The 26,187-nt window shown below is 63.2% G+C and carries 25 protein-coding genes; 16 read left to right on the forward strand and 9 right to left on the reverse strand.

Features of this window, described 5'->3' with window-relative positions; all coding sequences use genetic code 11:
- Positions 1 to 4: 4 nt before the first annotated feature.
- Positions 5 to 346 carry a DsrE family protein gene (locus KU306_RS14145; RefSeq protein ID WP_007543722.1) on the reverse strand — a complete coding sequence of 114 codons (342 nt, stop codon included), beginning with the start codon at positions 344 to 346 and terminating at the stop codon, positions 5 to 7.
- A 97-nt stretch (positions 347 to 443) separates the two neighbouring features.
- Here KU306_RS14145 and KU306_RS14150 point away from each other — a divergent pair, with 97 nt between their 5' ends.
- The gene (locus KU306_RS14150; protein ID WP_007543721.1) at positions 444 to 1,022 is read left to right on the forward strand and encodes an NADPH-dependent FMN reductase; all 579 of its coding nucleotides are present in this window, start codon (positions 444 to 446) and stop codon (positions 1,020 to 1,022) included.
- Positions 1,023 to 1,097: 75 nt separating this feature from the next.
- On the opposite strand, the gene KU306_RS14155 is transcribed toward KU306_RS14150, so the two are convergent.
- Positions 1,098 to 2,462, reverse strand: coding sequence for a right-handed parallel beta-helix repeat-containing protein (locus KU306_RS14155; protein WP_007543720.1), 1,365 nt, complete (start codon positions 2,460 to 2,462; stop codon positions 1,098 to 1,100).
- Between the two features lie 248 nt (positions 2,463 to 2,710).
- On the opposite strand from KU306_RS14155, the gene KU306_RS14160 reads away from it, so the two are divergent.
- The 5 genes from KU306_RS14160 to KU306_RS14180 all read left to right on the forward strand — a co-directional run bounded on the left by KU306_RS14160 (position 2,711) and on the right by KU306_RS14180 (position 9,407).
- Positions 2,711 to 3,298 (forward strand): thymidine kinase, encoded by a 588-nt coding sequence (locus KU306_RS14160; protein ID WP_007543719.1) that lies wholly within the window; start codon positions 2,711 to 2,713, stop codon positions 3,296 to 3,298.
- A gap of 83 nt (positions 3,299 to 3,381) precedes the next feature.
- Complete coding sequence (locus tag KU306_RS14165; RefSeq protein ID WP_193788128.1) at positions 3,382 to 3,909, forward strand: YIP1 family protein; 528 nt, start codon at positions 3,382 to 3,384, stop codon at positions 3,907 to 3,909.
- Between the two features lie 99 nt (positions 3,910 to 4,008).
- Positions 4,009 to 6,207, forward strand: a complete 2,199-nt coding sequence (locus KU306_RS14170; protein ID WP_258302325.1) for a DHH family phosphoesterase — start codon at positions 4,009 to 4,011, stop codon at positions 6,205 to 6,207.
- A gap of 132 nt (positions 6,208 to 6,339) precedes the next feature.
- Complete coding sequence (locus tag KU306_RS14175; protein ID WP_258302326.1) at positions 6,340 to 7,998, forward strand: tRNA uridine(34) 5-carboxymethylaminomethyl modification radical SAM/GNAT enzyme Elp3; 1,659 nt, start codon at positions 6,340 to 6,342, stop codon at positions 7,996 to 7,998.
- Between the two features lie 176 nt (positions 7,999 to 8,174).
- The gene (locus KU306_RS14180) at positions 8,175 to 9,407 is read left to right on the forward strand and encodes a mechanosensitive ion channel family protein (protein WP_007543715.1); all 1,233 of its coding nucleotides are present in this window, start codon (positions 8,175 to 8,177) and stop codon (positions 9,405 to 9,407) included.
- A 35-nt stretch (positions 9,408 to 9,442) separates the two neighbouring features.
- Here the strand turns inward: KU306_RS14180 and KU306_RS14185 are convergent, their stop codons facing one another.
- From KU306_RS14185 to KU306_RS14195, 3 genes are all read right to left on the reverse strand, one after another.
- The gene (locus KU306_RS14185) at positions 9,443 to 10,840 is read right to left on the reverse strand and encodes a methyl-accepting chemotaxis protein (RefSeq protein ID WP_007543714.1); all 1,398 of its coding nucleotides are present in this window, start codon (positions 10,838 to 10,840) and stop codon (positions 9,443 to 9,445) included.
- A gap of 219 nt (positions 10,841 to 11,059) precedes the next feature.
- Positions 11,060 to 11,503: a GNAT family N-acetyltransferase gene (locus KU306_RS14190; RefSeq protein WP_258302327.1), complete on the reverse strand. Its 444-nt coding sequence runs from the start codon at positions 11,501 to 11,503 to the stop codon at positions 11,060 to 11,062.
- Between the two features lie 21 nt (positions 11,504 to 11,524).
- Positions 11,525 to 12,856, reverse strand: coding sequence for a hypothetical protein (locus KU306_RS14195; RefSeq protein ID WP_258302328.1), 1,332 nt, complete (start codon positions 12,854 to 12,856; stop codon positions 11,525 to 11,527).
- Between the two features lie 96 nt (positions 12,857 to 12,952).
- Between KU306_RS14195 and rqcH the strand changes: the two genes are divergently transcribed.
- The 6 genes from rqcH (at position 12,953) to KU306_RS14225 (ending at position 18,908) form a co-directional block, all read left to right on the forward strand.
- Positions 12,953 to 15,061 (forward strand): ribosome rescue protein RqcH, encoded by a 2,109-nt coding sequence (gene rqcH / locus KU306_RS14200; RefSeq protein WP_007543711.1) that lies wholly within the window; start codon positions 12,953 to 12,955, stop codon positions 15,059 to 15,061.
- 230 nt (positions 15,062 to 15,291) lie between these two features.
- Complete coding sequence (locus tag KU306_RS14205; protein ID WP_258302329.1) at positions 15,292 to 16,014, forward strand: DUF4013 domain-containing protein; 723 nt, start codon at positions 15,292 to 15,294, stop codon at positions 16,012 to 16,014.
- Between the two features lie 66 nt (positions 16,015 to 16,080).
- Positions 16,081 to 16,770: a DUF4013 domain-containing protein gene (locus KU306_RS14210; RefSeq protein WP_258302330.1), complete on the forward strand. Its 690-nt coding sequence runs from the start codon at positions 16,081 to 16,083 to the stop codon at positions 16,768 to 16,770.
- Between the two features lie 46 nt (positions 16,771 to 16,816).
- The gene (locus KU306_RS14215) at positions 16,817 to 17,887 is read left to right on the forward strand and encodes an mRNA surveillance protein pelota (protein WP_007543707.1); all 1,071 of its coding nucleotides are present in this window, start codon (positions 16,817 to 16,819) and stop codon (positions 17,885 to 17,887) included.
- Between the two features lie 118 nt (positions 17,888 to 18,005).
- On the forward strand, positions 18,006 to 18,386 hold the full coding sequence (locus tag KU306_RS14220; RefSeq protein WP_007543706.1) for a DUF8215 family protein: 381 nt from the start codon (positions 18,006 to 18,008) through the stop codon (positions 18,384 to 18,386).
- Positions 18,387 to 18,587: 201 nt separating this feature from the next.
- The gene (locus KU306_RS14225; RefSeq protein WP_244509668.1) at positions 18,588 to 18,908 is read left to right on the forward strand and encodes a hypothetical protein; all 321 of its coding nucleotides are present in this window, start codon (positions 18,588 to 18,590) and stop codon (positions 18,906 to 18,908) included.
- A gap of 61 nt (positions 18,909 to 18,969) precedes the next feature.
- Here KU306_RS14225 and KU306_RS14230 read toward each other — a convergent pair whose 3' ends face one another.
- Complete coding sequence (locus KU306_RS14230) at positions 18,970 to 19,968, reverse strand: ornithine cyclodeaminase family protein (protein ID WP_258302331.1); 999 nt, start codon at positions 19,966 to 19,968, stop codon at positions 18,970 to 18,972.
- Positions 19,969 to 20,040: 72 nt separating this feature from the next.
- Positions 20,041 to 20,301 carry a DUF8015 family protein gene (locus KU306_RS14235; protein ID WP_049918814.1) on the reverse strand — a complete coding sequence of 87 codons (261 nt, stop codon included), beginning with the start codon at positions 20,299 to 20,301 and terminating at the stop codon, positions 20,041 to 20,043.
- A 265-nt stretch (positions 20,302 to 20,566) separates the two neighbouring features.
- Here KU306_RS14235 and KU306_RS14240 point away from each other — a divergent pair, with 265 nt between their 5' ends.
- Positions 20,567 to 21,910, forward strand: a complete 1,344-nt coding sequence (locus tag KU306_RS14240; protein ID WP_425499546.1) for an MFS transporter — start codon at positions 20,567 to 20,569, stop codon at positions 21,908 to 21,910.
- Between the two features lie 39 nt (positions 21,911 to 21,949).
- Here KU306_RS14240 and KU306_RS14245 read toward each other — a convergent pair whose 3' ends face one another.
- Entirely contained in the window at positions 21,950 to 22,366 is a 417-nt protein-coding gene (locus KU306_RS14245; protein ID WP_074794841.1) for a DUF3054 domain-containing protein, read from the reverse strand.
- Between the two features lie 21 nt (positions 22,367 to 22,387).
- On the reverse strand, positions 22,388 to 22,969 hold the full coding sequence (locus KU306_RS14250; RefSeq protein ID WP_258302332.1) for a class I SAM-dependent methyltransferase: 582 nt from the start codon (positions 22,967 to 22,969) through the stop codon (positions 22,388 to 22,390).
- Between the two features lie 57 nt (positions 22,970 to 23,026).
- Here KU306_RS14250 and KU306_RS14255 point away from each other — a divergent pair, with 57 nt between their 5' ends.
- The 3 genes from KU306_RS14255 to KU306_RS14265 all read left to right on the forward strand — a co-directional run bounded on the left by KU306_RS14255 (position 23,027) and on the right by KU306_RS14265 (position 26,102).
- The gene (locus KU306_RS14255; protein ID WP_258302333.1) at positions 23,027 to 23,635 is read left to right on the forward strand and encodes a GNAT family N-acetyltransferase; all 609 of its coding nucleotides are present in this window, start codon (positions 23,027 to 23,029) and stop codon (positions 23,633 to 23,635) included.
- Between the two features lie 41 nt (positions 23,636 to 23,676).
- Positions 23,677 to 24,657 (forward strand): flap endonuclease-1, encoded by a 981-nt coding sequence (gene fen, locus KU306_RS14260; RefSeq protein WP_007543658.1) that lies wholly within the window; start codon positions 23,677 to 23,679, stop codon positions 24,655 to 24,657.
- A 68-nt stretch (positions 24,658 to 24,725) separates the two neighbouring features.
- Positions 24,726 to 26,102: a transcriptional initiation protein Tat gene (locus KU306_RS14265; RefSeq protein WP_258302334.1), complete on the forward strand. Its 1,377-nt coding sequence runs from the start codon at positions 24,726 to 24,728 to the stop codon at positions 26,100 to 26,102.
- Positions 26,103 to 26,187 lie beyond the last annotated feature (85 nt).

Raw genomic sequence — 26,187 nt, forward strand, 5'->3', positions numbered from 1 at the left:
TCTCTCACGGTACTTTTAGGTACACGTCACCTGCCGCCTGTCGCGTTGCGAGTTCACCGACACCGGACGGTACCGCAACAACCTCGTCGACGAGCGAACTCGGTTCGATATCTCGGTTCTGAAGCGAGTTCCGACACGCACAACAGCGGACACCGTCTTCGAGCAGTGCTTCGACTCTGCCGCGGACGGGCGTCCCCTCGACGAGGAGGTGAACTGCGTCGCCATTCGCGAGAAACGTGACTGCATCTGTCTCGACTGTCTCGTCGGCGAGGAGGTTCCGCGCGTTCGAGAGCGCGTGTTTCCAGTCGTGGACGTCGCCACTCGAGATGTGGAGGATGACGTTCATACGCCACATTCGTCGGCCAGCGGCGTCTCTGTTACGCCTGTGCGGCGCAGCGCCGCATGCCGACGCTGTTTTTATCCCACCACTGTTGACAGATAGTATGACGCAGACACACGTGGTCGCCATCGCTGGCAGTCTCCGAGACCACAGTTACACTCGTTTCGCCCTCCAGTACGCCCTCGACGGTGCCGAATCCGCGGGTGCGACGACCGAACTCGTGGACCTGCGAGAGTTCGACCTGCCGCCGCTGAACGCCGATCTCGACGAGCAGGGCGACTCGGCCGAACTCATTCGCATCGTCGACGAGGCGGACGCCGTCCTCCTCGGCACGCCCGTCTACCACGGGTCGTTCTCCGGCGTCCTCAAGAACGCTCTCGACTACTGCGGATTCGACGAGTTCAGTGAGAAGACCGTCGGCGTCCTCGCCGTCGCCGGTGGGTCGTTCCCGGTTACGGCGCTCGAACATCTGCGCTCTGTCTGTCGCGCGCTGAACGCGTGGGTGCTCCCGCACCAAGCCGCGGTTCCGAGCGTCTCCTCGGCCTTCGATGGCGACGAACTCCTCGACGAGGACCTCGTCGAGCGCGTCGAGCGACTGGGACGTGACGCGGTCAACTACGCGAATATCGAACCCGAACCGGCGACGTTCGAGAGTACAGAAAACGTCGGCGGCGACGACTAACTCTGAGGAGTCGGCGACTACCACTGAGACGCTAGCGGCGACGACGAAAAAGAAGCGACGGGGTGCAGGCGACAACTACCCCTGCACGTCGGTTCCGTCACCGAAGAAGGCGTTGTCGTTGCGGAGCGTCGTGTTGTTATAGGTCGAATTCCCGTCGCGGATGCCCACGCCGCCCGCGGGAACCTCGAACAGGTTGTCTTCGATTGTCGTGCTCGACCCGAAGAGTTCGAGTTGGGCGTACGGCGCGCCGGAGATATCCGTCAGGAACATGTTTCGAGCGATTTCGCCGCCGTCGGCCTCGAAGCCCATCGTGAGCTTGCTCCCGCTGTCGATTTCGCCGCCGAAGTAGTTGTCGACGACAGTGATGTTCTGGCTCTGTGTCCCGCCGGATGCGGCACCGTTGATGTAGGCCATGAGGCTCGGTGCGCCGTCGAAGACGTTCCTCGCAACCTCGATATCGCTGTAGTCGCCGGGTTGGAGCGTCCCGAGGTTGTTGCCACCGTTTCCGATGAGGCGATTACAGATGACGGAGACGTTGGACAGCGTCGCCGCGATGTCCAGTGCACCTTGCGTCGAGGCCAGTCCGTCGATGGTGAATCCTTCGACCGTCACGTCAGAGCTTGTGACGTTGACGACGACGTTCGGGGCTCCACCCGGTTCGGTGCTTCCGTCGCCGACGATTTTCGTGTACTCAGCGCCGTTCTTCGAGAGGAGCGTGAGCGGCTTGTCGATGACGAGGTCGCCAGTGTACGTCCCGTTCCGAACCTCGATGACGTCCCCAGATGAGGCCGCGTCGATAGCTGCCTGAATCGAATCACCGCTCGTGACTACGGTGTCTGCACTCCAGACTGGCCGTTCTTCGATATCGATGACGACGTCGAACTCGGCTCTGTCGCCTTGGGCGTCGTTGCCGAGGTCGGGCACCATCCAGTCGATGTACATGGTTGCGGTGGAACCGGCACGGAGGATGCTGCCAGTCATCCGCGAGAGGTCGTCGAGTACCGACAGCGGTGCCGGACCGACTCCCGGAACCTTCACGCCGTTTTGTATCACACCGACTTCGACCCAGACGTACTGGTCGAGTTCGCCGGGGTTGCTCGTATCTCCCGACTCCGACTCGGGATTCGCGCCTTCGAAGTTTTCGACGTTTTCGATGCCAAAGCCGAGCTTCCCGTGCGTCGACCCGGTATTGCTCAGCGTGGCCGTTCCGCTTCCGGAGGACCCTGAGCCGGCCGAACTGATGTTGATAGTCTCCGAGACGCTGTTTTGGCCGTCGACTTTCAGGTTCAGCGTTCCGGCCGTAATCGTGTTGTCGGCACTGGATTCTGTGTCACTCAGCAACGCGTACGTTCCTGTCCCGAGCGCACCTGCCGCGAGCCCGATGCCCGCCATCCCACCGAGGAGGGTCCGCCGAGAGAGGGTGATGTTGTCGTCTGTCATTGTTGTGCTCCATCGCGGTGCTCATCTCGGCAACCGCGACCGTGTTTCCTGTGACCGTGTCACCAGATTGTTATGTACTGGAAGAATTTCACAAATCCCCAGGTAACGTTCGAGTAGGTATCTGCAAACTTCGGCGCCGGACGAACGACGCCAGCAAGACACTGTCTGTGATTTAAGCTGTTCGTACCGCGGAGACGGTCGCGGCAGATGAACAATCGTTTTGACCCTCCTCGTCTCCCTGTCGTAGTATGCACGCCATCACGCAAAGCGGGTGGATCGAAGTCATCTCGGGGTCGATGTTTTCGGGGAAGACGGAGGAGTTGCTCCGGCGACTCCGTCGCGCGGAAATCGCCGGACAGGAGGTCGCCGTGTTCAAGCCCGAACTCGACGACCGATACGGGGAGACAACCGTCGGGTCACACGTCGGTCGGTCGTGGGACGCGAGCGTCGTCCCGTCGGAGGGCGACGGTGTCTGGAAGATTCACGAGCAACTGAACGGCGAAGACGTCGTCGCCATCGACGAGGCGAACTTCTTTTCGACCGAGTTGGTGGGTGTCTGCGAGCAGTTGGCCGCGGACGGCAAGCGCGTTCTCGTTTCGGGCACAGACCAGACGTTCCGGGGCGAACCGTTCGAACCGCTGCCGCAACTGATGGCACTCGCGGAGTACGTCGACAAGCTACAGGCAATCTGCACCGTCTGCGGTGAGCCCGCGACGCGCAACCAGCGACTTATCGACGGCGAACCCGCCCACGTAGACGACCCGACTATCCTCGTCGGTGCCGAGGAGTCCTACGAGGCGCGGTGCCGGAACTGTCATACGCTCCGGCGGAACTAGAGGCTAGTGTGACTACTTGGGTCGAAGTCCCCGCCGAGGGACGTGAACGAGGTGTCGTCGGTCTCCTCAACGCGTGGGTCGCCGTGCTCGCCCGCCCCCGGAAGTTCTTCCAAGACGGTGTCGCGCCCGGTGACCAAGCACCGGGACTGGTCTTTGCGATTGCCGTCGCGCTCGTCTATCAGGGACTGCAGTTCGTGCTCACCCCGTCGACGATTCCCGCCATCGAGGGTGGGGCCGCCGTCTCGGCTATCGTCGCACTCCTCGTCGTCGCGCTCTTCGTCGCGCCGCTGCTTCTCCACCTCACCGCGGCGATTCAGACGGCGCTTCTCATCCCGCTTCTCTCTCGCCGCGCAGGTGTGAGCGAGACGGTGCAGGTCATCGCCTACGCCGCCGCACCCTGCGCGCTGGCGGGCATTCCAGTTCCGGCCGTGCAGACGGTGTGCGCACTCTACGGTGCGGGGCTTCTCGCGATTGGTATCAGTGTGGTACACCAAACGTCACTTTCGAAGGCGCTCGTCGCGACTGCCGTCCCGTCCGGCGTAGTGTTCGGATACGCGTTCGGTGGCTTCCGGGCGCTCTCGGCCCTTCTCAACGGCGTTTTGGTCCTCTGAACGTCTCGGTTCGCTCGTCGAACGACCCGGATACGCGCGTATGTATCTCCCGAGCGTTTTTCGACAATCGTTTTAGTAAGGGGTTGTTTGCTCAACGCAATGGATTGGATTACGCACGAGGAGGACGTCTGGTTCGAGTTCCGGGGCAATAGCCCCCACCAGCTCGTCCCCGGCCGATTTTACAAAGGCACCGTCGACGGCTACGCCGACTTCGGTGTCTTCGTCGACCTCGCAGCCAATGTCACTGGTTTACTGCACCGTAGCGAACTCGACCGCCGCCTCGAAACGCTCGATTGGGAGCCCGGCGACGACGTGTTCGTTCAGGTGAAGAACGTCCGCGACAACGGTAACGTCGACCTCGCGTGGTCGATTCGCGAGACCGAGTCTGAGTTCCGCGGCGCTCGCATCCACGACCCCGACGGCGACGCCGACGGCCAGCCCGTCGAAAGCGAGCGCGACGACAGCGGCCCGAAGCCCATCAAGAAGCGCCCGCAGTCGGGCAACCGGACGCGGCCCGCCGGCGCGACCACCGAAAGCAAGACGGAAGCCGAATCTGAGGCATCCGAAGCCGACGTTTCCGACGCTGCCGAGGCCGAGACCTCCGAAACGACCGAGGTCGAAGCAGCAACCGACGAAACGGCCACCGGTGAATCGGCCACCGAACCGGTCGACGAAGACAGTACGCCTACCGCTGCTGACGTGGTCGGCACCGTCGCAGCAACCGAGACGGCCGAGCAGGAAGCAGCCACGGAAGTCGTCGAGGCCGAACCCGAAGCAGCCGACGAAGCCGAAGCGGAACGCGAGCGCACTGTCCTCGAAGACATCGACGACCACGTCGGCGAAGACGTCCGCGTCGAAGGCGAAATCGTCAGCGTCCGCCAGACCGGCGGCCCGACCGTCTTCGAACTCCGCGACGAGACGGCTGTCGCCGACTGCGCCGCCTTCGTCGAAGCGGGCGTCCGCGCCTACCCCGAAGTCGACGTGGGCGACTTCGTCCGCATCGACGGCGAGGTCGAACGCCGCCGCGGCGAACTCCAAATCGAGACCGAAGACCTCCACGTCTTCGACGCAAACGAGGCCGAGACGGTACAGCAGCGTCTGGCTGACGCCCTCTCCGACGAGGCGCGCCCGGACGCCGTCGCACCGCTCGCCTCCCACGAACCGGTCGCCGCCGTCGGCAAGTCGCTGCTCGACGCCGCCGAAGCGATTCGCCGCGCCGTCCTCGAATCGCGCCCAATCGTCGTTCGTCACACGGCCACCGCAGACGGCTACGTCGCCGGTGCCGCCGTCGAGCGCGCCGTGCTCCCCCTCATTCGCTCGGAGCACCCGCGTGACGACGCCGAGTACCACTACTTCACTCGCCGTCCGCTCGAAGAGGCCGTCTACGGCATGGACGCCGCGACGAACGACGTCTCGCGCATGCTCGAAGACCGCGACCGTCACGACGAGAAGCTCCCGCTCGTGCTCCTTCTCGGCGCGGGTTCGACGAGCGAGTCCCTCGACGGACTCGGTCTCCTCGGCGTCTACGGTGCCGAGCGCGTCGTCGTCGACGCCGCGCCCGCAGACGAGGAAGTCGCAGGCGAAGTTGACGTGCTCGTCAACCCCGCCCGCGAAGGCTCCGACGCGAACGACCTCTCGGTCGGCGCGCTCGCCTCGACGCTCTCCGTCGCCGTCAACGAAGACGTTCGCGACGACGTGTCGCACCTCCCCGCAGTGAGCTACTGGGAGCACTGCCCCGAGCAGTATCTCGACCTCGCCGCCGACCACGGCTTCGACGCCGACCGCGTCCGCGAACTCCGCGAAGCAGTCGCCCTCGAAGCGTACTACCAGTCGTACCAGGACAAGCGCGAACTCATCGCCGACCTGCTGTTCGACGCCGACGAGGGTCTCGCCGGCCACGTCTCCGAGCAGTTCCGAATCAAGCTCGAAGACGAAGTCGAGACGGCGCAGGCGAACATCGAATTCCGCGACGTGGAGGACATCTCCGCCGCCGTCCTCGACGCCGACGCCTACAGCCACCGATTCGACTTCCCGCCGACGAGCCTCCTCGCCGACGAACTCCACCGCCGCAACCGCGAGGGTGACAAGTTCGTGACGGTCGTTCTCGGCACCGACGAACTCTACGTTCGCAGCACGGGTCACCTCGACCTCCGCGCCGTCGTCGAGGCGGCCGCCGAGAAGGCTCCCGCCGCGGGTCTCGCCGCCGCGGGCATCCGCGAAGGCCGCATCGAGTTCCTGACCGGCGCGCGCGACGAGGCGCTCGAAGCCGTCCTCGAAGCCGCTGCCGACCAGTTCTAAGCGCCAATCCAGACTCCTCCTCGTTCGTTCTCGACGGAGGACCGCGACTTCGACGCTCCCGAGCGACACGCTTATCCACGAAACGACCCGATTCGCGCCCATGAGCCGTCACCACGTCGCCACCCGGGAGGTGTGTCCGTGAGCGCCGAGACCGAAACCGAGTCCGAGGCGTTCGAGCGGACCTGCGAGGCGCTCGTCGAGCGCATCCTCGCGGGCGAAATCGACCGCGACGACCTCGAATCGGCCAAGCTCGACGCCTGCTCGGAACACTCCTCACCGAAGGTGCCGAAGAACGCCGAGATTCTGCAATACGCCCCCAAGGACCGCCGCGAAGAGGTCAAAGAAGTTGTCCGTCGAAAGCCCGTTCGGACCGCCTCGGGCGTCTCGCCGGTCGCAATCATGACCTCGCCGCACATGTGCCCGCACGGGAAGTGTCTCTACTGTCCCGGCGGCCCGGCCAGCGAGTTCTCGTCGTCGCAGTCGTACACGGGCCACGAGCCCGCGGCCGCCCGCGGCGTCCAGAACGACTACGACCCCTACGGGCAGGTCACGCTCCGTCTCGAACAGCTTCGACACATCGGCCACCCGGTGGACAAGGTCGAACTCATCCTCATGGGTGGGACGATGACCGCCCGGAGCCACGACTATCAGGAGTGGTTCGTCAAGCGCGCGCTCGAAGCCATGAACGACTACGACCTCGACAAAGAGCCGGAACCCGCCGAGGACCAGTCGTTCGCACCCGACCCGGAGGATGTCGAGTTCAAGTACGTTGAGGACGTCATCGCCGAAAACGAGACGGCCGACATTCGTAACATCGGGACGACCTTCGAGACGAAGCCCGACTGGTGTGACCCCGAGCAAATCGACCGGATGCTCGATTTGGGTGCGACGAAGGTCGAAGTCGGCGTCCAGACCACCTACGAGCGAATCAACCGCGAGATGCACCGCGGCCACGGCGTCCAAGCGTCTATCGACGCCAATCGTCGCCTGCGCGACTCGGCGTTCAAGGTCGGCTTCCACATGATGCCCGGCCAGCCGGGGATGACGAAGGAGATGTGTATCGAGGACTTCCGCCAACTGTTCGAGAACTCGGACTGGCGGCCGGACTACCTCAAGATTTACCCGACACTCGTCGTCCGCGACACCATCACCTACGACATGTGGCGGCGCGACGAGTACGAACCGCTCACGAACGAGGAGGCCGCGGAAGTCGTCTCCGAGGTCATGGGCATGATTCCGAAGTACACCCGGCTCCAGCGCGTCCAGCGCGACATCCCCGCGGACTTCATCGACGCCGGTGTCTGGAAGTCTAACCTCCGGCAACTCGCCGCCCAGCGCGCCGAAGAGAAAGGCATCATCACGCGCGACATCCGCGCCCGCGAAGTCGGGATGAACGAGGCCGACCCCGACCCAGAGCGCGTCGAACTCGACGTGATGACCTACGAGGTTGCGGGCGGGACAGAACACTTCATCTCGTTCGAAGACCCCGTCGAGGACCTCCTCATCGGCTTCTGTCGGCTTCGGTTCCCCGGCAACCCGGTACGGCGCGAACTCCAGAACTCGGCGCTCGTCCGCGAACTCCACGTCTACGGCTCCGAGGTCGGCATCGGCGGCGAGGGCGACTGGCAGCACAAAGGCTACGGCCGCGAACTGCTCGCCCACGCCGAGGAACTCGCCCGCGACGCTGGCTTCGACAAGATTTCGGTTATCTCCGGTATCGGAGTGCGACAGTACTACAAGCAGAAGCTTGGGTACTATCAAGACGGACCATACGTGTCGAAGCGGTTGTAGAGTGCCGCAGCGGCTGTAGAGTGTCGAAGCGGTTGTAACGGCTGGCGGTTTTTTCCAAGTTCAATTTCAGCAGTTGCAACTCACGCCACAACCGCGAGGCGTCAGGGCTCCCCTCGTTCTCACCACTGATTCTCCTCCGCCACGCTTTTCATTTTCTCGCCCAAGTACACGGTAGTATGGCTGAGCCGCTGGGGACGGGCGGGGGAATCGTGTCATGGGTCGAGAACCTTCGGTCCACGCTGGCGCAGTTCGTCTCGACCGAAGAACGAATCGGCATCTCCGCGGCGATAGTGACGCTGGCGCTGGGGCTGGCGCTGTATCTCGCCCCGCGAGTCGTCTCGCGGGCGGCCACGGAGCTCCACAAACGGGTGCTCGAACATCCGAGAGTCCCCGATGCGGTCCACGACGTGGCGTGGATGTTCCCGGCGACGGTACTCGTCAGGACGCTCCAACTCACAATCTTCCTCGGCGTCGGACTCTCGCTGTTGCTGCTTTGGGGCTACGACGCCGCAGCAATCACCGTCGCGGATATCATCGCAGCGGCACTTCCGAACGTCGCCAAACTCGTGACGACAGTCCTCCTCCTCGCCGGTGCGTTCGTCGGCACGAACGTCCTCGAAGACAGACTCGAATCATACGCGAACTCGGTCGACCACATCAACGCCCACCAGCAGGGCATCGTCTTCCGCGTGTTGCAGGTCGTGGTCCTCCTCGCAGTCGGGATGGCGACCCTGACGGTTTGGCAGTTCGAAATCGGCGGCCTCCTCGTCGGTGCCGGGTTCCTCGGCATCGTCGTCGGTATGGCCGCCCGTCAGACGCTCGGCTCGCTCATCGCGGGGTTCGTCCTCATGTTCTCGCGCCCGTTCGAACTCGGCGACTGGGTAGAAATCGACGACGCCGAGGGTATCGTCACTGACATCACCATCATCAACACGCGTCTGAGCAACGCCGACGGCGAGACGGTCGTCTTCCCGAACGACCGCGTGACGAACGCGAAGATTACCAACCGAACGAAGCGAAACCGGCTTCGTCTCAGGCTGAACGTCGGTATCGACTACGAAGCCGACATCAAACACGCCGAGGAAGTCGCGAAAGACGCGCTCACGGACCTCCAGTTCGTCGAGTCGGTTCCGGAACCGCAAGTGATGCCGACGACGTTCGGCGACTCGTCTATCGGACTCCAGGTTCTCTTTTGGATTACGAACCCCTCGGCACCGCGCCGGATGCGCGCCAAGGCCGAGGTGCTCAGAAATATCAAGAGCGCGTTCGACCACGAGGGTATCAAGATTCCGTACCCGCAGCGGGAACTGCTCGCTCGCGAAGAGGCGTCGGGATTCAAAATTCGGGGTGAAGGGCCGAAGACGGAACCGATGGAGTCCCAGTCGGCGTCGTCGCCCTCGAACGACTGACTGGCTCACTCCGCGCCGACACCGAACTTGCCGGCTTACTGGGCGTCGAACTGGTCGAGGTTCTGGGCGAGGGCGTCGGCGGCCGCACGCTGTTCGTCGGTCACCTCGACGATGTCCTCCGAGATATCCGTTATCTCCTGTGCACCGCTGTTGACGTCTTCGAGAGTCGCCGTGACGGTCTCGACGGCGTCGGCTTGGTCGTCGGCGGCCCGCGAGAGTTCGGTGATGCCGTCGGTCGCCTCCGCAACGTCTTCGGTCGCGTCGCTCAGCGAATCGACCGTCTCAGACATCGCTTCGTCGGCTTCGAGCACGTCTTCGTGGGTCTCTTCGACCAGGTCGACCGTCTTCGTCGCGCGCTCTTGGATGGCGGTGATACGGTCGGCGATGCGCTCGGTGTGCGACTGCGTCTCGTCGGCGAGCGATTTCACCTCGCCAGCGACGACGGCGAAGCCTTCGCCCGCTTCGCCCGCGCGGGCGGCCTCGATGTTGGCGTTGAGCGCGAGGATGTTGGTTCGGTCGGCGATGTCGGAGATGACAGCCGCGACTTCCTCGATTTCGGCCATCTCGTCTTCGAGGTCCGCGACGGTGTCGACGAGGTTGTCGCTCCGACGTTTCACTTCGTCGGTGACCTGCTGGGTCTCCTTGGTCGATTCGAGCGACGATTCGATGTTGTTGCGGGCGCGCGAGGATGCCTGTGCGACCTCGGTCGAACTCGCGGCGACTTCTTCCATCGTCGCGCTGAACGACTCCATCTCGTCGCGCACAGAGGAGACTTCAGTCCGCTGTTCGTCGGCCTGCGATGCAATCTCTCTGGCAGCGGACTCGGCGCTGGAGACGTTCGACGTGAGTTCGGAGGCGTGGACCTCCACGTCGCCGACGAGACCTTCGAACCGGTCTGCCATCTGGTTGACTTCGTCGAGGATACGCAGGAGTTCGTCGTCGACGTGCCGTGCTGCGTCGAGGTCGTAATCGACCCGCGCGCTCAGATTTCCATCACCGAGTGCGACGAGCGTCTCCGTCACTTCTGAAACGAGGTCTTGGAGTGCTTCCCGTCGTCGAACCTGCTCACTCTTGTCTTGGACTATTTCGATGACTGCATCGAGGTCTCCGTCGTCGTCGAAGATTGGAATCGCCTTGAACGAGGTGTGGACGGTCTCTCCGGCCCCGTTTTCCATCGTCCGCTCGTCGATGTAGACGATTCCTGCGGGCGTTTCCTTGCGAACCACGTCGTATTCCTCGTCGACACTCCTCGGAGTCTCAAGTACTTTCCCTGCGAGCGTTTTGGCGGCCCCCTCGTCCTCGTACGAGACGAATTCAGCCGCCTCAGATTCGGAGATTCCGACGACCTCTTCTCTTGGTATCTGGAGTACCGCGGCCGCCGTCTCGTTCCATTCGGTGACGACTCCATCACCATCGAGAACGAATATCGGCATTGGTAATGCGTCTAGAACGGTATTTCTACCGTCTGACGCCGAGCCGTTACCGCGTTCTTGCGGTTCAGAACTCGAAACTGCCCCCACAACGAGTGACGAAAGCGCGCTGAGCATGGTTCAGTCACGTGTGACCGACAGTATATAGGTAGCTGCCCAATTATCAAAACTAATTTTTCACTAATATAGGTTTATTGTCATAAGTCGGAGAGAGAACGTCGCTCAGAGTTCCTTCGCCATCTTCACGTGCGGGATTCCAGCCTCGTCGAACACGTCACTGGTGGTTTCGTAGTCGAGTCCGTGGTAGAACCCTTCCGCGGAAGTCTGGCCGTGGAGGACGAGTTTGTCGAACCCCTGATTTTCGGCTTCGATTTCGAGTGCCTCCATCAACCGGCGTCCCCAGCCTTCGCCACGAGCCGATTCGAGAACGGCGACGCGTTCGACCTTCCCGACACCTGCTTCTGCTTCTCGGAGGCGCGCCGCACCGACTGGCTCGCCGTCTCGGTAGCCGACGAAGTGGACGGCGTCCGAATCTGACTCGTCGTACTCGTCCCACTCCAGCGACTCGTCGACTCCCTGTTCGTCGACGAAGACGGTCTTTCGGACCGAGAACGCGTCTTCGAGCTCGTCGGCGGTGGTCGCGACGCGGACTTCCGTTTCGGTCATACTCGGTGATTCTTCGGGCGACTACCTGACCGTTGCGGAGGATTCGGGCTCTCCACCGCCTCCCAGTGCCCACCCCAAGCGGTAGACGAGCGTCCCCACGGCGAGCGTGAGAAGTGTCCACCCGACGAGAAGCACCATCATGAAGACCGGCCCGAACCCACCGATAGGGAGCGCCGGAATAACGAATACGGTCGGTGCGGCGACGATTGCAAGGGTAAAGAGACGCGTCCCCATACCTCGCCGTGCAGCGTACCCAAAGGGAAGGAACAGTGCAACCGTCACTCCGAACGAAATACCGCTCGGAACGGACCAAAGTTCGGAGACGGGAGCCGCCATCGAGACGGCCGCCGCAACGACGACTGGCGGGCCGACGGTCGCGGCGACGAGACGCCGGAACGTGAACGCCTCTGGGCGTTGCAGAGCGACGACACCGAACGCGACGAATTGGAGACCGAGGGTCCACGAAATCGCGCTAAGTCCTCCACTAAACATCCCGAGGGCGACGAGGCCGGACATCCACGCGACACCGAGTCCGGCGACGATGCTAGCAAGCGTCCGGCAGGAATCGACAGTCGCGTCGTATCGGCGCGTGTATCGTTGGACCGCGAGAACGCCGAACAGCATCAGAAGCGTCGGGACGAAGGCACTGTACAACAAGTCGGAGAGGAGGTACGGAGCCGAATCTGCGGCGATACTGACCTGTGCGGCGGCCAGAGACGAAACTCCCCTGTCGGGGCCGAAGGCGAGATACGTCTCTCGGTCGATAGACTGGTAGTCCCCGTTTTCTGTGCTCCACGTCGCGTTTCCATCCTCTGTACTCGCTTCCGGTGGGTCGTTGACTAAGACGGTTCCCGCTGGCCCACTGACGGTGAGTCGGTCGGTGTCGAGGCTGACCCACCGCGTGTGTCCCTCGGCGTTGAAATAATCGACGAGAAGCGTGTTGCCGACACTGCGGTGTGCCATGTCAGGAACGTCGAAGGTGACGACGGCGGTGTCTCCGTCCATCCGCGCCGTGAGGTCGTGAGGCTCAGCGACGAAATAGCCGTCACCCTCGTACACTTGCCGGACGACGGTATCGAGAAGAACTGGGTCGTCTCGGAATGTCGCTGCGGCGTCGTCGTTTATCCTCATCCGGGCCGTCCAGTGGCCGGTTCCGGATTCGTCGACTCGAATGTGTAGGTCGCTCGATTCGATAGTGAGGTCGACACCGGCATCTGCGGCGACGTTCTCGAATGGACCGCTACAGACGCCGCAGACCGGGACAGGCGGTCGACTGGCGGTTGTCGGCCCAACAACCGCCGGAAGGACGGCGCTGACGACGAGGAGGGCGAGAAAGATTCGGCGGAGGGTCATCACCCGAAACGTTTCGGTTGGTCTACAAGTGCTTTCCCCCTTTCGTGCACCTGCCGAAACGACATCCCTTTTCCCTCGCCGCGAAAAGGCGAGTCCATGGACCCGAAGCGGGAACTCACGAGCGTCGACCTCGCGGCCCTCGTCACCGAACTGAACCGGTACGAGGGAGCGAAAGTCGACAAGGCATACCTCTACGGGGACGACCTGCTTCGCCTCAAGATGCGGGATTTCGACCGCGGGCGACTCGAACTCCTCGTCGAAGTGGGCGACATCAAGCGCGCCCACCTCGCCGCACAGGAGCACGTCCCCGACGCGCCCGGTCGACCGCCGAACTTCGCGATGATGCTGCGGAACCGCCTCAGCGGGGCCGACTTCGCGGGCGTCGAGCAGTACGACTTCGACCGCATCCTCACGTTCACGTTCGAACGCGGCGACGAGAACACCAAAATCGTCGTCGAACTGTTCGGGCAGGGGAACATCTCCGTCCTCGACGAGACGGGCGAAGTCGTCCGCAGTCTGGAGACCGTTCGTCTCAAGTCGCGGACGGTCGCCCCCGGTTCGCAGTACGAGTATCCTGCCTCCCGACTGGACCCGCTTTCGGTCAGTCGCGACGCGCTCGGCCGAAACATGGACGAGTCCGACACCGACATCGTTCGGACGCTCGCCACGCAACTCAACCTCGGCGGCCTGTACGCCGAAGAGCTGTGTACCCGCGCGGGCGTCGACAAGACGCTCGACATCTCGGACGCGACCGAAGAGGACTACGACGCCGTCTTCGACGCCATCGTAGACCTCCGCGAGCAAGTTCGTGCCGGTGAGTTCGACCCGCGTCTCTACCTCGACGACGACGAAAACGTCGTGGACGTGACGCCCTTCCCGCTTCGCGAACACCAGAACGACGGCCTCGACGAGGAAGCCTACGACTCGTTCAACGAGGCGCTCGACGAGTACTTCTTCCGTCTCGACCTCACCGCCGACGAGCAACAGGACGTCGGGTCGAACCGCCCCGACTTCGAGGCGCAAATCGCCAAACAAGAGCGCATCATCGAGCAGCAGGAAGGTGCTATCGAGGGCTTCGACGAGCGTGCGGCCGCCGAGCGCGAGCGCGCGGAACTGCTCTACGCCAACTACGACCTCGTCGACGACGTGCTTTCGACGGTTCGAGACGCGCGCGAGGAGGGCGTCCCGTGGGACGACATCGCCGAGAAACTCGACGCCGGTGCCGAACAGGGCATCCCGGCCGCCGAGGCGGTGACAAACGTCGACGGCGCGGAGGGAACTGTCACCATCGAACTCGACGACTCCACCATCACCCTCGACGTGTCGATGGGCGTCGAGAAGAACGCCGACCGCCTCTACACCGAGGCCAAACGCATCCAAGAGAAAAAAGAGGGTGCGCTCGCTGCCATCGAAGACACCCGCGAAGAACTGGAGGAAGTAAAACGACGCCGCGACGAGTGGGAGGCCGACGACGACGAAGACGACGCGGAAGACGAGGAGGAACAAGAAGAGACAGACTGGCTCTCGCTGCAGTCGGTCCCCGTCAAATCGACCGACTACTGGTACGAGCAGTTCCGGTGGTTCCACACTTCGGACGGCTACCTCGTCGTCGGCGGCCGCAACGCCGACCAAAACGAGGCGCTCGTCAAGAAGTACATGGACAAGCACGACCGGTTCTTCCACACGCAGGCGCGTGGGGGGCCAGTCACGCTGTTGAAGGCGACCGGACCCAGTGAACCCGCGAAGGAAGTCGACTTCCCCGAGTCGTCGCTGCACGAGGCCGCGCAGTTCGCCGTCTCGTACTCCTCTATTTGGAAAGACGGTCGCTTCGCCGACGACGCGTACATGGTCGAACCGTCGCAGGTGTCGAAGACACCCGAGTCGGGTGAGTACATCGAAAAAGGGAGCTTCGTCATCCGCGGCGACCGAACCTACTACAACGACGTTGCGGCCGAAGTCGCCGTCGGCATCCAGTGCGAACCGGAGACGCGAGTCGTGGGCGGGCCGCCGTCGGCCATCGAGACGCGCGCCGAGACGATGCTCAGACTCAAACCGGGGCAGTACGCCCAAAACGACGCCGCAAAACTGTGCTACCGGCGACTGCGCGAACGCTTCGCCGACACGTCGTTCGTCCGGAAAGTCGCATCCCCCGACCTCATCCAAGAGTTCCTCCCGCCGGGCGGAAGCGACATCGTCGACGACTGAGACGGCCGCAGACAGCGGAGCGACGCCGTCGTTCAGGCGTAATTGACAATTATCTCTCGGAATCTGGTACAAGATTATATACTTTCTCGTCGTAACGTTCCCCCGAGCGCATGCAATAGCCCAATGCAGAGCAGTCGGTACAGACTGGCAACGCCAGCGCAGTCGCGAGAGACTGGCTCAGACAGTCGATATCAGACTCGTGGGTGGGTGGCGGCGCTTGGTGATTACCGATGTTATCAGAATCCATCAATTATCCGCGTAACGATGACGGCTGGGTCAGAACAGTCCTCATCGGCGGAGTCCTCGGCCTGTTGAGTTTCCTCATCGTCCCGACGTTCGTCGTCATCGGATACCTGCTACGGGTTATTCGTGCGACGATGCACGGCGACGAAGAACCACCCGTATTCGACGAGTGGGGTGACATGACGATAGACGGCCTGAAAGGGTTCGCTATCGCACTCGTCTACGGGCTGATTCCTGCCATCATCGCCGGTGTCTTCGGCTTCGCAGGATTCATGGGCGCAGTCGCCGGTAACGGCTCGCAGACGGCAGGCATCTTCGGGGGCATCGTCGCCCTCGTCGGCCTCCTGCTCGCGTTCGTTCTCGGCCTGCTCGCCGCGTACATCATCCCAGCGGCGCTATCGAACTACGCCGAGACCGACCGCATCGGTGCGGCGTTCGACTTCGGGACGCTCCGGCCAATCCTGATGTCCGGAAAGTACGCGACGGCGTGGCTCATGGCCTTCGCCGTCCTGTTCGCGGCGTCCTTGGCCCTCAGCGTGCTGAACGTCATCCCGCTTTTGGGACAGTTGGCCAGCTTCCTGCTCGGCCCGTTCGTGACGTTCTACGCCGCAGTGGCCGCCTACTACATCATCGGCACGACGTGGGGCGAACTCCACGACGTCGAGATGATGGACGAAGGCGAGACGCCGGGCGAGCAACCGGCCGTCTGAGCTGCCGACCTGACCTTCTTTTGCGACGGAATATCTAAGCCGGTAGGGACACGACCCCACGACGTCATGCTCTCCGACGCATTGAGGTTTCTCAAGCGAAGCGACGACTGGTTTGCGACGACAATTATCGGTGCAATCCTCTCACTCCTCTCGGTTCTCATCCTCCCCGGTATCCTCCTACAGGGGTACTACGTGAGAACCATGCAGGCCGCCACTCGCGGAGACGTGTCGGCACCCTCGTTCACTGACTGGGGAGGGATGTTCGTGGATGGCTTGAAACTGTTCGTCGTGACGTTCGTCTGGTCGCTCCTCGCTATCGTCCCCTCGGTCGCCTTCTTCGCCATCGTGGGAGTCGGGTCGGCCGTCGTCTCGGAGGCGGCGTCGGCCCCCGGCGCGGCACCGAGCACGGCGGGAAGCCTCGGCCTCGGAATCATCGGGTTGGTCGGCATGCTCCTCGTCACCGGACTCTCACTCCTCGTCAGCTACCTCGTCCCCGCGGCAGGGGCGAACTTCGCTATCAACGGTAGTCTCCGTGCCGGGTTCGACGTTCGGACGATTCTCAAAGGCGCGCTCACCAGTGAGTACGCCATCGCGTGGGTCCTCGCAATCGTCGTCGCCGTCGTGCTCGGGACGGTTGGAAGCGTTCTCGCTATCATCCTCGTCGGCTTACTCATCCTGTTCTACGCACAGGTCACGACGTACTACCTCTGGGCACGCGGCTTCGCGGACGGTGTCGGAATGCAGTCTAACTGGTAACCCGCGATAGCAGGACTCTTTTCCGTTCCGCGACGACGCGACGTATATGCGCATTTCGAGCCGCGGTCGGGGCGAAGAGGGGCGCGAGCGAATCACGCTCGTCCCCGAGAACGTCGACGACCTCTGGCACCTCTCGTACGTCCTCGAACCGGGCGATTTGGTCTCCGGCGATACGACCCGCCGCATCCAGCGCGACGACGACCAGATGCGTGACACCGGCGGCGAGCGCGAGCACCTCCACGTCACTATCGAAGTCGAGGACATCGAGTTCGCGCGCTTCGCCAATCGACTTCGCGTCGGCGGCGTCATCACCTCGTGTTCCCGCGAGGACCAACTCGGCCACCACCACACGCTCAACGTCGAAGAACGCGCCGAGATAACCATCGAGAAGCACTTCAAGGCCGACCAGATAGACCGCATCGAGACGGCCGAAGAAGCCGCCGAGAACCCTGACGTGGCCATCGCGACGGTCGAGGAAGGCGCGGCCTACATCCACACCGTCGCCCAGTACGGGACCGAGGAGTACGCGTCGCTCACCAAACCGACCGGCAAGGGCGAATACGCCCGCCCCCGCTCCGAGTTGTTCGACGAACTCGGCTCTGCACTCTCACATCTCGACGTGGACGCCATCATCCTCGCGGGGCCGGGCTTTACGAAGAACGACGCGATGGACTACTTCGAGGACAACCATCCCGAAGTCGCCGAAACCATCGTCACCACTGTCGACACCGCTGGTGTCGGCGACCGCGGCGTCCACGAGGTACTCAAACGCGGCGCGGTCGACGACGTACAAAAGCAGACGCGAATCGCCGAAGAGGCGAACCTCATCGACCAGTTGATGGAGAACATCTCGACGGGCGCGAAAGCCGCCTACGGGGTCGAACAGGTTGCCGAAGCCTCCGACTACGGAGCTATCGAACACCTGTTGCTTCTCGACTCGCGCCTCCGTGCCGAACGACAGGGCGAAGGCGACTGGGACATCGACGTGAACGACATCATCGACTCCGTCGAGCAGAAAGGCGGCGAGGTGACGGTCTTTTCCGCCGAGTTCCAACCCGGCGAGCAACTGAAGAACCTCGGCGGCATCGCCGCGATTCTCCGGTATCGGCTGCAGTAGTCTGCGCTCGCGTTCACCTTCGCTTGAGTAACCGTTTAGCCCTTGAAGCCTAAGTCCTAGCGTGGCTTGGGGTGCGATACCGAAGACCATAAAGCGAGTCGATAGGTGGCTCGACCAGGTGTTTTTCGCCGCCTGGGAAGTGTCGGTGCTGGTCATCCCGACACTCTGGATGCTCTTGGCCGCGACGCCGCACGAGGCAGTCTCGCTATCGGGGCTGACGGCCCTCGGAGTGAGTTCGCTGGCGGTCGGTACCTTCAGAGGCGAGTACGTCCCGACTGGGTCGTGGCCGCGGCCCGGGCACCTCTCTACGCTCCCCGTTCGGTCCGCATACTACAGTCTCGTGGTCGGCGGAACCTCCCTCCTCGGTGCGGCCGCACAGGTCCACTTCGAGACGTTTTGGGTGGGCGTTCTCGTCCCCACCGTGGTCGCAACCGGGTCGCTGTCGCTCCTTCCTGCTGTCGTCGCTGCTGTCGAGCGCATCGCGAGAGCATCAGTGTGAGGCAGTTTACTGAGTCCTCGCTGGCGGCCCCAACGAACTACGCGACGACCGGTATAGCATCGGTACCTCGTCAGTAGGTACTATTTTTTGAATCTGTCAAAAAGCCACAGGGATTATTGTCAATCAGTTCAAATCTGGCCCGTATATGACAACGAAAGTGGTCAAACATACTGAAAAAGCATGCACTGCTGGGAGACGCTGATGAGGCGAAAAGCCATCCTCAGAGACGGGGTTCTCGCTCCATCGTTGCTCGTAGCCGTCGGCTTCGCTCTCAATGGTTTGGGAGTCCTGCCGGTCGAATTGTTTCTGCTTGTCGCACTCGGCGTCGGAGTACTCTGTACTGCCCTCGTGTTCGGTGCGGAGTCGCACGTACAAACTGCGGCGTACAGCGCCGAACTCGGCGGAAAAAGCGACCCATCGGTCTACGATGAGGAGCCAGTGAGATGGGTTCGGTTCGGTCTGGCCATGGGTGGGCTCTCCTGCTTGAGTATCGTCTTCCTAGCCGTTCTCGCGCAACTGTAGCACCACCCACCTCTTTTGGCTGCGAGACGGCGACGATTCGTCGCACCCAGTGGCGACTCACTCAGTGTCCGGTGAGCGATTCACTCGCGGGTGAGAACTCGATTGTCGTTCCGAGTCCTTCCTCGGCGGCTTTCTCGTACAACAGGTACGCGGCAGCGACCGTCTCGATTCCCGTGCCGCCGCTGTCGAAGACGGTAATCTCGTCGTCGTCGGTTCGGCCCGTGGCCCGGCCGGCGACGACCTCGCCCAGTTCGGCGTGGATGTGGTCTTCGTCCACGACGCCTGCGTCCAGTGCGGCGAGGAACGACCCGGCGTCCATCGTCGCTCGCTCGCGCAGGTCGGGGACGTAGGTCGCGCGCTCGATGGTCGTCGCGTCGAGTTCGCGCTTGTCCGGGTGGTACTGTCCCATCGCGGTGACGTGCGTCCCGGGTTCGAGCACGTCGCCATCGAAGACCGGGTCGCTCGCGGTGGTCGCGGTGATGACGATATCCGCGCCCTCGACTGCGGCGGCGCTGGAGGCGACGGCGGCGACGCTGGCGTCGAGTCGGCGGTCCAGCTCTCCGGCGAACGACTCACGACTCTCTTTGGTGGGCGAGTACACCCACACGGAGTCGAGGTCACGAACTGCGGCGACTGCCCGTAACTGGCCGCGGGCCTGCGCGCCGCTTCCGATGAGTGCGACCGAAGTGGCGTCATCGCGGGCGAGCGCATCGACCGCGACTCCGCCCGCTGCGCCGGTCTTGAACGGGTTCATGCTCGCGCCGTCGAGGAGAGCGAGCGGTTCGCCGGAGTCGGCGTCGAAAAGCGGCGTCATGAACCACGCGTCTTCCGCGCCGAATCCGGCGGAGTACATGTAGCCACCCATCGCACCCGTCTCGGGAAGGACCGCTGCGTAGGTGGTGAACATCCCCGGCGGGTCGCGGTTGAGAAGCTTCGTTCGCGGTTCGGCGGGAGCGCCCTCACCGCGTTGTCGATACCCGTCGCGGACGGCGTCGACGTATTCGGCAGGCGTCGCCAGACCGTTCACGTCGTCGCTCGTGAGGAACAATGTCTCTGTCATGTTCGGCGAGACGTGGCCTGCGGCCAAAACCCTGCGGGCCGACCCGGTGGTCGGTCAGCACGGCGTGTGAAATTAGTCTGCGTCGAGAACAGCGGGACCGGATTCTGCGCGACTCGCGCGAGCGGCGTGGCTTGCGTGGTCGGTGTGTCGTCGGACTGGGGTGGGCGCGGACGGACCATTCACGAAGAGGGCGTGGCCAGTCAGCAACGCTGCGACACCAGCGGCCATCGGAACCGCCGCGGTCAGCTGTAAGCCAACCACGACGAGGGAGCCGGTGATTCCAACGAGCGCGAGTGGGATGAGCCCAAGAATGTAGTCGTAATATCCGGTCATAATATACACTAGTATACGGACGTAAGTGGTATAATTCTTTCCCATAGATGATTGATATTCTCCTCATGACTTCTATATCACATCCTCATAACTTATGAGAAAATAATCGCCAGACAACGTCGAGGTAGATTACTGCTGAGAATATCAGTTTCTGATATAGCCCGGTCGTGAACGCTCCTCGAACACCCAATTGATGGTTCTGTGACGTTCTCACACGCACCCCAAGTCGCAGGTGTCGCGCGAACTGCCGCAACTCCACATGATTATCCGTGTCGGACCCGTGCGAGAGCGTGTGAATCGCAACGACCGCGCAATCGTCGCACTGGTGATGCTCGCTCACGGGATGGTCCACACCTACGAACTGTCGATTCCCATCTTCGTCTCCATCTGGCTCAGCGAGTACACCACCGTCGAACTCGGTCTTGCCGCCGTTCCGGTCACGACCGCGTCGCTCGGTGTGATGGTCGGTCTCGGCTTCGCCCTGTTCGGTCTCGGCGCGCTCCCCGGCGGCGTCCTCGTCGACCGCGTGGGCTCGAAACGCCTCATCGTCGCGTGTCTCGCCGGCATGTCGGCGTCGTTCGTCCTCCTCGCGGCAGCCCCGAACCTCGTCGTCGTCGCGCTCGCGTTGGTCCTCTGGGGTGCCGCGGCGAGCGTCTACCACCCCGCTGGTCTCCGACTCATCAGTACCGGCGTCGAAGAGCGCGGCACTGGCTTCGCCTATCACGGTATCGCCGGCAACATCGGAATCGGCTTCGGGCCGTTTCTGACGGCGCTTTTGTTGCTGTTTTTCGACTGGCAACTCGTCGCGGGCGTCCTCGCGATACCGGCGCTCGTCGCGGCCGTGTTCGCGACCCGCGCCGACTTCGAAGAACAGGCGGCTGTCACGGCTGCTGACGGCGGGGGCGGAACCTCGGCCGACAAGTCTTCGACCGGCGTCTCGTCACTCGGCGAGTTCCTCTCCGAGTCGAAAGCCCTCTTCGCGAGCGGGTTCGCGCTCGTCTTCGCGGTGGTGATGTTCTCCGGACTGTACTACCGCGGCGTGACGACGTTCCTCCCGGACCTCATCGACAGCGTCCTCGGCATCGACCCGGTTCCGCTCTCTGCACTCCTCCCCGCCGTACTCGTCCCCGGGTCGGCCGCCGGTGCGCCCACACTCGAACTGGAACTGTACGTGTACGCCGGACTTCTCACCATCGGCGTCGTCGGCCAGTACGTCGGCGGTAAGCTCACCGACCGCATCCCCACCGAGCGCGGGTTAGTCGTCGGGTTCGCCGCGCTCGCAGTCGTCGCCGTCGCCTTCCTGCCTGTCGCGAGCCTCGGCGTCGTCCCGCTGCTCGCAATCTGTGCGCTCCTTGGATTCTTCCTGTTCATGGTTCAGCCGTTCTATCAGGCGACGGTCGCCGAGTACACGCCCGCGGGCCTCCGCGGTCTCTCGTACGGCTTTACGTACCTCGGCGTGTTCGGCGTGGGCGCACTCGGTGGTGCAATCGCCGGGTACGTCCTCGACGTTGCGAACTCGACGACGCTCTTTTTCGTCCTCGCCGGGTTCGCGGCGGCCGCGTCGCTCCTCGGTGTGACGTTGTTGCGGAAGCGGGCCACACCCGCATGAGGCGGGGGGCCGAGAAGGCGAGTGTTCGGACGAGTGCTTTCAGACGATGCGGAAGTAGATGGTGCGCCAGAGACTGATGGCGACCGTCCCGAAGACGAGCATGACACCGATGAAAATCGGGTCCGCGCCGCCTTCGAAGAGGGGTGTCCATCGAATCACTGCGCCGAGGACGGCGGCGATAATCCACGACCGAATCGCAAGCGGGACGGCCGACTTCGCCGACTCGGCGGCACCCGGCGAGTACGCACCCAAAATCGGGGCGATGAGTGCCCACGCGATGATGAACGGAACGGCGGTGAGCACCCAGCCGACTGGGTCGGTCGAGAGGTACGACGTACCGTTGTGCTGAACCACGCCGACGGTCACGAGGAGGAAGATGGCGAGGACGTCGCCCACGGCGAGTGGTAACGCCCCGGCATCGAGTCGCTCCTCAAGGAAGGACGTCGAGGTTGCCATACGCGACGATACGTGGCACCCCTAATGGCTCTCCCGCTTTTTCCCGACGACCGTGTACTCGAAACCTGTGTCGAGCACAGTCGCTTCGAACCCTGCACCGTCGAGTCGGTCGGCGAGTTCGCGCGGAATGGCAAACGACGACCCGAATCCGAGAGCCCGCTCTGCGAGGACGAGGCCACGACCGCGAATCGTCTCGGGATTGAATTCCCGAACTGCGAACACCCCGCCGGGCGCGAGGACGCGATAGACTTCCTCGACCACCGTCTGCTGGCCCGGCATGTGGTGAAACGCGTCCACGACAGTCACCGCGTCCACTGAGTCGTCGGCGAAGGGAAGCGAACGAGCGTCGCCACGGACGCAGTCGAGACCACGCCCCCGTGCCCGAGCGAGCATCCCTTCGGACAGGTCGAAGACGATTCGCTCCGGTACGTCGAGAGCGAGGGTCGCGCGCCCCGACCCACCGCCGATATCGACGACGCGCTCGACCGGGCGAGACGCGCTATCGAGTGCCACATCGAGGGGTTCCGCGTCGGCGGCCGGCATCACGAGGTCGTACAGCGGGGCGAACCAGTCGAAAAAGCGGGTGTCGCCGGGGCCGTGCATGGTCGTTCGTGGGTCGCCGTCGGCAAGGTTCTTGCGCGTCGCGCCCTCTCGACAGGTATGGACTTCGTCATCCTCGGGTGGCCCGAGGACGGTCCGCGACTCCGGCTCGACTACCGGCGGTTCTCGTATGCGGGCAAGTTCACACCGCCGAAGACGGGGAAGGCGGTCATCCGCGACCCCGACGGAGAGCTTCCACTGCTCGACGACGACCGGCCCGCGCCCTCCGGCGGTCCCGACTCGCTCGGCCCGCTCGCCGAGGACGTCGTCGCGGCGGTAGCGTTCAACGAGGACCGAACCGACCCGACGACGCTCTGGTTTCGGTACGTCACCGTCAGACACGACAGGCGGGGCGACGGTCTCGGTCCCGAGCTACTCCGAAAGACCGCCGAAGCAGCGGCGGAGCGAGGCTACGAGACGGTTCGCATCGCTACCAACAACCCATTCGCGTACGAGGCGTGCCACAAAGCCGGGTTCGCCTTCACCGGCCGCGAGACAGGACTCGCCGAGCTCGTGTTGGAGCGTCCTGCCGGAGAACCGGCGTCGGTCTCACGAGACCAGTATCAGTCGGGGCTCGACCGCTACCGCGCCCGCGACCTCGGAGCGGACGAAGAGGCGTTTCTCGCGGCACGTGACGGTGCTGACCCACCAGCTGTGGGGAGTCCGTAAACTCGCACGATTCAAACCCCCGGCTCCCGAAGGCCGAGCAAATGGGAAACGCAGACCTTCGAACGCTCGCCGCCCTCTCTGAGGTGCCGTTCGACGAGGTTGCCGGGAGCGTCGTCGCCGTGGACGCCCACAACTGGCTGTATCGCTACCTCACGACGACGGTCAAGTGGACGAACTCCGAGAAGTACACGACGAGCGAGGGCGAGGAAGTCGCGAACCTCGTCGGCATCGTCCAGGGACTCCCCAAGTTCTTCGAACACGACCTGACGCCCGTGTTCGTCTTTGACGGCGGCGTCACGGAGATGAAAGACGACGAGGTCGCAAAGCGCCGCGAACAGCGTGAGAAAGCCGAGGAACGTCTCGAAGAGGCCCGCGAAGCCGGTGATGCGGTCGAAGCCGCTCGGATGGAAGCCCGCACGCAGCGACTCACAGACACGATTCAGGAGACGAGTCGCGAACTCCTCTCGCTCCTCGACGTGCCGGTGGTCGAAGCCCCCGCCGAGGGCGAGGCACAAGCGTCCTACATGGCCCGCAAGGGCGACGCCGACTACGTCGGCAGCGAGGACTACGACACGCTCCTGTTCGGTGCCCCCTACACCCTCCGCCAACTCACGAGCAAGGGCAACCCCGAGTTGATGGACCTCGACGCAACCCTCGACAAACACGACATCACGTGGGAGCAACTGGTCGATATCGCCATGCTCTGCGGCACCGACTTCAACGAGGGAATTTCGGGTGTCGGCCCGAAAACCGCGGTCAAGGAAGTCAAGAAGCACGGCGACCTCTGGGCCGTCCTCGAAGCCCGCGGCGACAGCATCCCGAACGCCGACCGCGTGCGCGAGTTCTTCCTCGACCCGCCGGTCACAGACGAATACGACTACGACACCGACATCGACCCCGACGTGGAGGCGGCCCGCAAGTACGTCACCGAGACGTGGGAGGTCGACCCCGACGAGGTTCGACGGGGATTCGAGCGCATCGAAGACTCGGTCGTCCAGACGGGACTGGACCGCTGGACGTAGGTTTGGAATCGCACCCGACGTGACCACAGGCCAACACGTTTAGGCCGGTCGATTTCGACTGCTGTCGTATGTCCCCGGACGATACTCCGTCTCCTTCCAACGATTCACCCTCTCCCGACGATACCTCTGTCCTCCATTCACGCCGACAATTCCTCGGCCTCCTCGGCGGCGGGAGCGCAGTGTTCGCTGGTGTGGGCTGGTTCGCCCCGACGTGGCTCCCAGATGTCGTCACCGACCAGTTCGTGATTCACTATCCCGAACCGCCGGCGCACGTCTGGCGACCCGAAGTTTCAGAGACACACGCCGACGAAGCAGTCGCCCGACTCGAACAGACAGTCGAGCGGGCACAAACGCTGAAAGAGCGGGTCGACTCCGATTCAGTTCCGAGACGGCTAGAGTTTCACCTCCGGCAGGGAGACCCCACGGGCGGGTGGTTAGAGTTAGCCAAATCGGCGTCTGACACACACGAACGGCTGTCAAACGCCACCACCGGCATGATGTTTGCGGGCGAAACCGTCGGTGCTGCGAAAGCCGTCCTCGACGAAGTCGACCCCGAGGCACTCGCCGAACGCGGCACGCGTATTCAATCGCGCGCCGAAGACGTGCTCGATTCCTTCAGCGACTACGCTGTCTCGGACCCGACGCGGGACCTCGCATACCTCTATTTCGTCGAGGAGAGCCTCGCGTCCGCTCGGACCCAGTCGCGTCACTGGGAGAGAGTCGTCGGGGAGGGAGAACGTGAGAGCGACTATCCGGACGACGCAGTCGTCGACACGTACGCATCGTATCTGCAGGCCGAACAGCACCTCGAAGACGCTCGATACTACCGCGACCTGTACCGCGAGAACCTCGGCGAACAGACGGAACCGTACGCCGACGCGCTTGCAACGTCGCTGAAGACACTTATCCAGTCGATAGCGGCGCTTCCGACGCACGTGGAGATGCGCGAACGGGTCGAAGACGAGCGCGACCTCGGCCAGCGGACACCGTACGGTGCGGCGCGCTGGGAACTGCTTTCGATATGTTTCGACGACCAGTATCAGTTCAACTACGGCGCTGACGGGCATCGTCACGGACACACTGTACAGCGCCTCGTCGAGACGGCAAACGCACTTCTCGGCAGACGCGCCCACGAGTTTGCACTCGACGCACTCGACGTAGACCCGGACGACACCGATTACGACTCCGGTCGAACCTTCCGCGCGAAACGACGCGCCGTTCGTCAGTTCAGGTCGGTCAGAAAGACGTACGACTCGCCGTTCGCAGGGATTCTGGCTCAGTATGCCTCAAAGTTGATTCACGCCGCTGAACTCGGAATCCACATGGCCGACAGGATGTTCCCGATGTGGCGGAATCGCGTCGAGGCGACGACCTACTACCTCGCCAGCGAAGGGCAGATGCACGCCTTCGACGAGGTCTTCCAGACGATTTTCGACGACTCATAGCGACTCAGTCGGCTTCCGAACAGCGATTGTCTCCCGTATGAAGTTGACCACGGGCCAACACGTTTAGGCCGGTTCGTTTGGAAAT

This window comes from Haloferax larsenii, from assembly GCF_024730625.1.
GTDB classification, from domain to species: Archaea; Halobacteriota; Halobacteria; order Halobacteriales; family Haloferacaceae; genus Haloferax; species Haloferax larsenii.